The sequence below is a fragment of the Leisingera sp. ANG-DT genome (assembly GCF_000813785.1).
Taxonomy (GTDB): domain Bacteria; phylum Pseudomonadota; class Alphaproteobacteria; order Rhodobacterales; family Rhodobacteraceae; genus Leisingera.
In genome coordinates this window covers 1-6,204 of the sequence record NZ_JWLE01000016.1, presented here as the reverse complement: position 1 = coordinate 6,204, position 6,204 = coordinate 1, and the positions used below count along the sequence as shown (strand labels likewise).

General features: G+C 63.3%; 6 protein-coding genes and 1 tRNA gene. 4 read left to right on the top strand and 3 right to left on the bottom strand.

The genetic code is table 11. From position 1 onward, the window contains the following. Positions 1-347: 347 nt before the first annotated feature. Positions 348-911, bottom strand: a complete 564-nt coding sequence (locus tag RA21_RS14845; RefSeq protein WP_039150214.1) for a hypothetical protein — start codon at positions 909-911, stop codon at positions 348-350. Positions 912-1,045: 134 nt separating this feature from the next. Next, on the bottom strand, positions 1,046-1,756 hold the full coding sequence (locus RA21_RS14840) for a lysophospholipid acyltransferase family protein (RefSeq protein ID WP_039150221.1): 711 nt from the start codon (positions 1,754-1,756) through the stop codon (positions 1,046-1,048). Between the two features lie 189 nt (positions 1,757-1,945). Here RA21_RS14840 and RA21_RS14835 point away from each other — a divergent pair. Beyond that, positions 1,946-2,021, top strand: a tRNA-Trp gene (locus tag RA21_RS14835). Between the two features lie 60 nt (positions 2,022-2,081). On the opposite strand, the gene RA21_RS14830 is transcribed toward RA21_RS14835, so the two are convergent. After that, the gene (locus tag RA21_RS14830) at positions 2,082-4,199 is read right to left on the bottom strand and encodes an O-linked N-acetylglucosamine transferase, SPINDLY family protein (protein WP_039150211.1); all 2,118 of its coding nucleotides are present in this window, start codon (positions 4,197-4,199) and stop codon (positions 2,082-2,084) included. A gap of 225 nt (positions 4,200-4,424) precedes the next feature. Between RA21_RS14830 and secE the strand changes: the two genes are divergently transcribed. The 3 genes from secE to RA21_RS23035 all read left to right on the top strand — a co-directional run bounded on the left by secE (position 4,425) and on the right by RA21_RS23035 (position 6,120). After that, the gene (secE, locus tag RA21_RS14825; protein WP_019298606.1) at positions 4,425-4,622 is read left to right on the top strand and encodes a preprotein translocase subunit SecE; all 198 of its coding nucleotides are present in this window, start codon (positions 4,425-4,427) and stop codon (positions 4,620-4,622) included. A 217-nt stretch (positions 4,623-4,839) separates the two neighbouring features. Further along, positions 4,840-5,373: a transcription termination/antitermination protein NusG gene (gene nusG, locus RA21_RS14820; protein ID WP_039150217.1), complete on the top strand. Its 534-nt coding sequence runs from the start codon at positions 4,840-4,842 to the stop codon at positions 5,371-5,373. Positions 5,374-5,535: 162 nt separating this feature from the next. Continuing rightward, positions 5,536-6,120 carry a hypothetical protein gene (locus RA21_RS23035; RefSeq protein WP_039150208.1) on the top strand — a complete coding sequence of 195 codons (585 nt, stop codon included), beginning with the start codon at positions 5,536-5,538 and terminating at the stop codon, positions 6,118-6,120. The last annotated feature ends 84 nt before the right edge of the window (positions 6,121-6,204 follow it).

Sequence of the window (6,204 nt, the reverse complement as noted above, 5' to 3'; positions counted from 1 at the left end):
GGCCGCACCGTCGGCGCCGGCGTTGTGTCCAAAATCATCGAGTAAGGCGCGCTTGCCGCGCCTGGTTGCGGCAGGCGGTTTTCCGAAGGAAAATCGCTGAGAGCAACTCGGTAATGTTCTGCGAAAGGGCCTCCCTCGGGAGGCCCTTTTTCTATGCGGCAACCCGGAAACCGGCGCGGTTTCCGGCCATGAAAAATCGATTTTTCATGGCCGTTTTTCGCGTCGAAAAGCGGCGGGGACTTCCTCGCAGGGCAGCGCCCGCCCGTTTTGCCGGAAACAACCCTCCGGTTCGGCGCAGGCCACGCACGGCCCGAACGCGGGGCGTCCGGACGGGTATGGATTGAGGCCTATTTTCCCCTTAGTGCTTTGATAAACATCAGCCTTGCGGGGATGTCCGCCAGGGTGTGGTTTGTATTCTCCGGGGTGGCCTCTATCCGGTATCTGCCGGTGGACAGCTGGGCCAAGGCAACTTCCAGGCCGAATTCTTCGTTACGGCTCATAATCAAATTTGGCAGCAAATTCGATTGCTGGAAGACCAACTTATCGCCGCGATCTCCCCATTTGTAGATTTTCACGTTAAAGGTCAAAAGACCGGGGTCTTCTGATGAGTTGTGCAGTAACGAGACGTCATACCCGCTCGTTCTCAGTTCGCTGGCAAGCCCCGCGTGCTTCTGCAGCATCAGATACAGGCCGTACTCTTTGGGCCAGAGCACTTTTGTTTCCAAGGAAACCGTGTTGCGGGATCCAAGATTGATTTCAGCCTCGGCCCGGGCCTCGCTGCAAATCAGGAAAGCGGCAGAAATGGCGAAGAACGCTGCGGCGCGCAAAAGGCGCAGGGTGATGGACTGCATTTTGACCTGTGGAAATTCAAATTGAAGAAAGGAAAGCTGGTTCCAGCCAGCGTTTCGCATCTTGCGGTTGAATGCAATCTGGTGTGGTCTTTTCCAGATCAAAAACCAACGAACTTCTGGCAGACAATCTGCCTGCCCGCGAGGTGCATTGTGTTCGCAGGGTGGGCACTCAGCCCGCCACCGCAAACGCCCGCTCACCCCGCCTGCGTCTTTGGATCCTCACTGCAGCGCCCCGCCGCCGCATCCGCGGCATCCGTTATGGCATCCAGCGATGCCTCCAGGCTTTGCCGCAACCCTTCCACCTGTTCGTCGCTGGGCTTCTTCGGCACCTCGTCCGTCCATTCCCGGCACATCAGCACGCCGCGCGAAAACGGCAGCGGCAGCATCTGCTGGTCCCAGGTCGGCAGTTTCATCACCTTCTTTTCGGCAAAGGCGACGGTGAACACCCGGCAGCCGGTCATCCGTGCCCAGACCACCGGCACGGTGGACGAGACCCGCGCAGGCCCGCGGGGGCCGTCGGCGGCGATGCCGATGGAGCAGCCCTCGCGGGTGCGGCGCAGCACTTCGCGCGACAGGGCCACATGGCGCTTGTGGCTCGACATCGGGATGGTCTCGAACCCCAGCCGCACCAGGATCTGGCCCGCCAGACGTCCGGCGCGGGCGGCTGAGGTGAGCGCGCAAATGCGGCCCAGCGAGGTGTCGAACAGATAGGGCGCCATGATCAGCCGCTGGTGCCACAGCACAAAGATCACCGGCTCGCCGCGGCGCACGCAGGCGTCCATCTCCTCGAACCCGGTGCGGGTCCAGCGGGAGGTGCGGAAGGCGAATCGCACGTAGGCGGCAAACAGTCCTTCGATGGCACGGTTGACCCTTGGGCTGTCGGCGATTTTCTTTCTGAGGCTCACGGGGTTCGGGCTCATTCCTGCAAGGGGCGCAGGGGCTTGGCCCCGGCATTTGCCCCGTCATACTGCATGGCTGCGCCGGGGCAAAGCCCAGGGAGAGCCCGCGGCGGGCAAACCGCCCGGGCGGCGCAAGAAAATGCGCTTTTCCCTCTTGCCTCCGCAGCGCGCCTGCCGTAGGACATGCCGCACCACAGGGGTATAGCTCAGTTGGTAGAGCGACGGTCTCCAAAACCGTAGGTCGCGGGTTCGAACCCTGCTGCCCCTGCCATTTTCATGCACATCGCCGGTACAGCACTGCCCTTTCGGGCAGGCCGTTTGGCGTGTCTGGTCACTCCAGATCCAGATGGGCCGGGGCCAGTCCCTGCTGCTGCCGTTCGCAGGCGGCGTCAAAGGTGCGCTCCACCTGCCGGGCCAGCCGTTCCGGGCTGAACAGCGCGGCGGTCTGCTGCTGGGTGCGGAGCTTGCCGCGCAGGCTGGCGGCGGTTGTGCTGTCTGCCGCCAGTTCCGCGGCCTTGGCCTCATAGTCCTGCATGCTTTCGGCAATCATCTCCGGCAGCCCGGCGGCCTGCAGCAGGCTGGCGGAGGTGCGGGCGGCGGATTGCTGGCCGGGCAGGGTGAGGACCGGAACCCCTGCAGCCAGGGCGTCGCGGGCGGCGGCGGTGGCGTTGACGGTGAACGTGTCCAGGACCAGATCCGCCAGCGGCAGGCGGGCCAGATGATCATCGCGGCTGGCTGCCGGGGCAAAAACCAGGCGGTCCGGATCGACTCCGCGCGCAGCGGCGGCGCGGCGCAGGTTGGACATCGCATGTTCGCCGTTGTCCGCCAGCCACAGGACGCTGTCCGGAGCGCTTTGCAGAAGGCGCATCCAGATGTCGAATTCCTGCGGTGTGATATGGCTGCCAGACGCAAAGCTGGAGAACACGAAACCTTGCGCGGGCAGGCCGCAGGCGGCGCGGTCCGGGGCGGCGGAGGGGGCCGCCGGAGCCACGGCCTGATGGCCATCTGCAAGACGCAGCAGGTGCTCGTTGTGATAGCGTTCGCTGCCGGGTGGGCAGGCGTCGGCGTCGCTGATCAGGTAGTCATAGGCGGCGGTGCCCATGGTGCCGGGGTAGCCTGGGAACAGGATGTGCAGCGGCGCCAGCCGGGCGGCGAACAGCGGCAGCGCACCGCCGCCGGAATAGCCGGAGAGATCCACCGCGGCGTCGAGCTGGTCTGCCTTCACCGCCGCCGCCATCTGATCCGTGGCGCTGGCATCCAGAACCTTGAGGCCGTCGAACCTCTGAGCCGCGCTGTCCGGCAGGCTTGCACCAACCGCATAAATACGGATGTCAAAGCGGCCGTCATCGTGGGCGGCAAGCATTCCGCCGTGCTGCTCCAGCACCGCCGCGGCGTCGCGGGCGGCGAAGAAATAGCCGATGCGCAGCCGCGCGGGGCGCTGGCCTGCAGGCGGGGTGCTGTTCAGCTCAGCCGTGCCGAACAACTCGCTGGCATAGGATTGGGCGCGGGCGCGCAGGAGGTCGGGGTTGTCCTCCATCAGCATCAGAGCGCTAGGATCGCAGCCGCTGCCGCGCAGGCCCAACTGGCGGCGGAAATCACCGTATTCCGGCAGCCATTTCCAGTCGCACAGCTCTGCCAGCACATGCAGCCGCTGGGTGCGGGCGCGGTCATCGGAAGGATTGGCCTGCAGCACCTTGTCGAAACAGGGCAGGGCAGCGGCAAAGGCGCCCTCAGCCTTCAACAGCAGGCCCAGCTGATACCGGGCCTCGGTCAGGGCGGGGTTCAGGCGGACGGCCTGGGTGTAGTGTTCCTTGGCGTCCTCCACCGCGCCCTGCTGGGTCAGGAGGCCCGCCAGGGTGACATGCAGCGCGGCGTCATGCGGAGCCAGAGCAACCGCCTTGCGCAGCATGATGGCCGCCTTCTGGCTCTGGCCGCGCTTGATCAGCACCTCTGCCTTGCCGTGCAGCGCCTGCAGGCAGCCCGCGGCCAGCATCAGCGCCTTGTCATAAAGCGCCATGGCGTTGTCCAGCTCGCCGCGGGCGGCCTTCACCCGGCCCATCGCAGCATAGCTGCCGGCGGCACGGGGATTGATCCCGATCGCCTTGTTCAAACAGGTGGCGGCATTGTCCAGATGGCCCGCGGCCAGGTGGCAGCGGCCCAGGAAATCCCACAGGAAATGCGATTCGCGGAAGGTCTTGAGCAGCGCGCCGCAGCTTTCGGCGGCTTCGAAAGGACGGCCCTCTGCCAGCGCCTCCTCCAGCCCGGCCTGATGCACCGGCGACGGGTCGGTCTGCGAGTCCAGCCGTTTGCGCAGCCCCTCCAGCGCCGATTGCGCGCGCTTGTTGCGGGGGTTGCGGGACAGGATGCCGGCATAGGCCATGGCGGCATCTTCAAACTTGGCGTCGCGTTCGAACTGTTCGGCCTCGGACAGGGAATTGGCTGGTGTCATGGCTTCCGATCTCAATAATTCACACGGTCCGGCCCCCGGGCGGCGCGATGGGCCGCAGGGAACCTCTGGAGTCAATTTTGCCAGTAGTGGATTAAAATTGGATTGACCCGGCGTTCGCTGCCCGCGCAACACCCGCAACGGGCCGGGCAGAAGGGCCGCAGGGCTTGAATTCACGGGCCGCTCCGGTTACATCGCCCTGACTGCTAGCAGAGAGACACCCCCAGTATGGCAACTATCAACCCCGTTCAGTTCATCCAGCAAGTTCGCGCCGAAGTCTCCAAGGTCGTCTGGCCGACCCGCCGCGAAGTGCTGCTGACCACGGTCATGGTGTTCATCATGGCGGCGCTGACGGCGCTGTTCTTTGCGCTGGTGGACCTGCTGATCCGCTTTGGCCTGCAAGGGCTTCTGGGGATGTTCGGCTAAGTCCGCAGCGGTACTTGGGCTTTGGGGCCGCAATTGCTGCGCTGCACTTGATCTTGGCAGCGATGGGCGGTACCTGAGCAGGAATTATTGAGGCGGGCGTGCAGCGATTCGGTTTGCACGCCGCTTTTTGTTGGAGAGCGCAGCCCCGGGGCTGCAGCGGAATGAACAGGCAGCGGCGCGGCAAGTGGCCCGCCCGGCAGAACAAGGACAACGGTTCATGGCGAAACGGTGGTATTCGGTCAGCGTTCTTTCGAACTTCGAAAAGAAAATCGCAGAGCAGATCCGCACCTCGGTCGCAGAACAGGGCCTTGAGGACGAAATCGACGAGGTTCTGGTCCCCACCGAAGAGGTGATCGAGATCCGCCGCGGCAAGAAGGTTTCGACCGAGCGCCGCTTTATGCCCGGCTACGTGCTGGTGCATATGGAAATGTCCGACCGCGGCTATCACCTGATCTCCTCGATCAACCGCGTCACTGGCTTCCTGGGCCCGCAGGGCCGCCCGATGCCGATGCGCGACGCAGAAGTGCAGGGCATCCTGGGCCGCGTCGAGGAAGGCGTCGAGGCGCCGCGCACCCTGATCCACTACGAGGTGGGCGAGAAGGTGAAGGTGAACGACGGCCCGTTCGAGGATTTCGACGGCATGGTCGAAGAGGTCGACGAGGACAACCAGAAGCTCAAGGTCACCGTGTCGATCTTCGGCCGCGAGACCCCGGTGGAGCTGGACTTTACCCAGGTGACCAAGCAGGGGTGATGGTCCCATCAGTGGAATTTGAGGCGCCGCGTTGGGTTCAACGCGGCGTTTTTTGTTGACCGATACCCGCAAAAGTTGGTCTCCGCTGCTTCGGTCTGGCCTGGTGAACGGTGCGATAGAAGGGTTATTGACGCATAGGGAATCCTTCTCAATTGTGTTGCGATGTTTGAAAGCAATCCCAAGGCGCGCGCCGATCTGAAGTCTGGAACTCTCTATGCTCTCTTAGGTGAGGGGGGCTGGATTTATTACGGTCAAATCACTGACGAAAAGTCGGTAGGGTTCTTTCTTCGCCGGGACCGAGAAGTCGCCAAGGTGCCGGACATTCTCGCGTCGCCTGTAATGGCTGTAGTAACAGTCGTTTATCCGTCCATTACGAGAGTTCTCCGTGCTGGCCATTGGGGCAAGCTCGGGAGATATGAACTTGCTGGGGCGCTGAAGATCGTGCCGCCAGAGGTTCAGTGGCCGTCTGGCACCCTAACAGTAACCGTTTGGGAGGGAGGGCTAGCTGCGCGTGAAACTCGAGTGGAAGACCCGGAGATACAGGGTTTAGAAGTGATGGCGGCATGGGACGCTGAGCATCACTTGCCAGCCCGGTTAACCGCTGATTTCGGAGTTGAGGAAGCTGCTTGGCATGTTGGCGGCCCCGTTTTCCGGGAGCGAAAACTCAAGGAAGAGATGGCGCGGCGTTTTCCTGACCAGCCGTGGCATCAGCTTCCTTCCGATTGGGTCCGGACGGGGTGTCACTAGCTGATCGCAAGCGTTCACGTCCACCAGTCAACATGGAACGGAATTGCTTTCAGCTAGGCTTGAACCGGGTTTGCCCAATTCCCC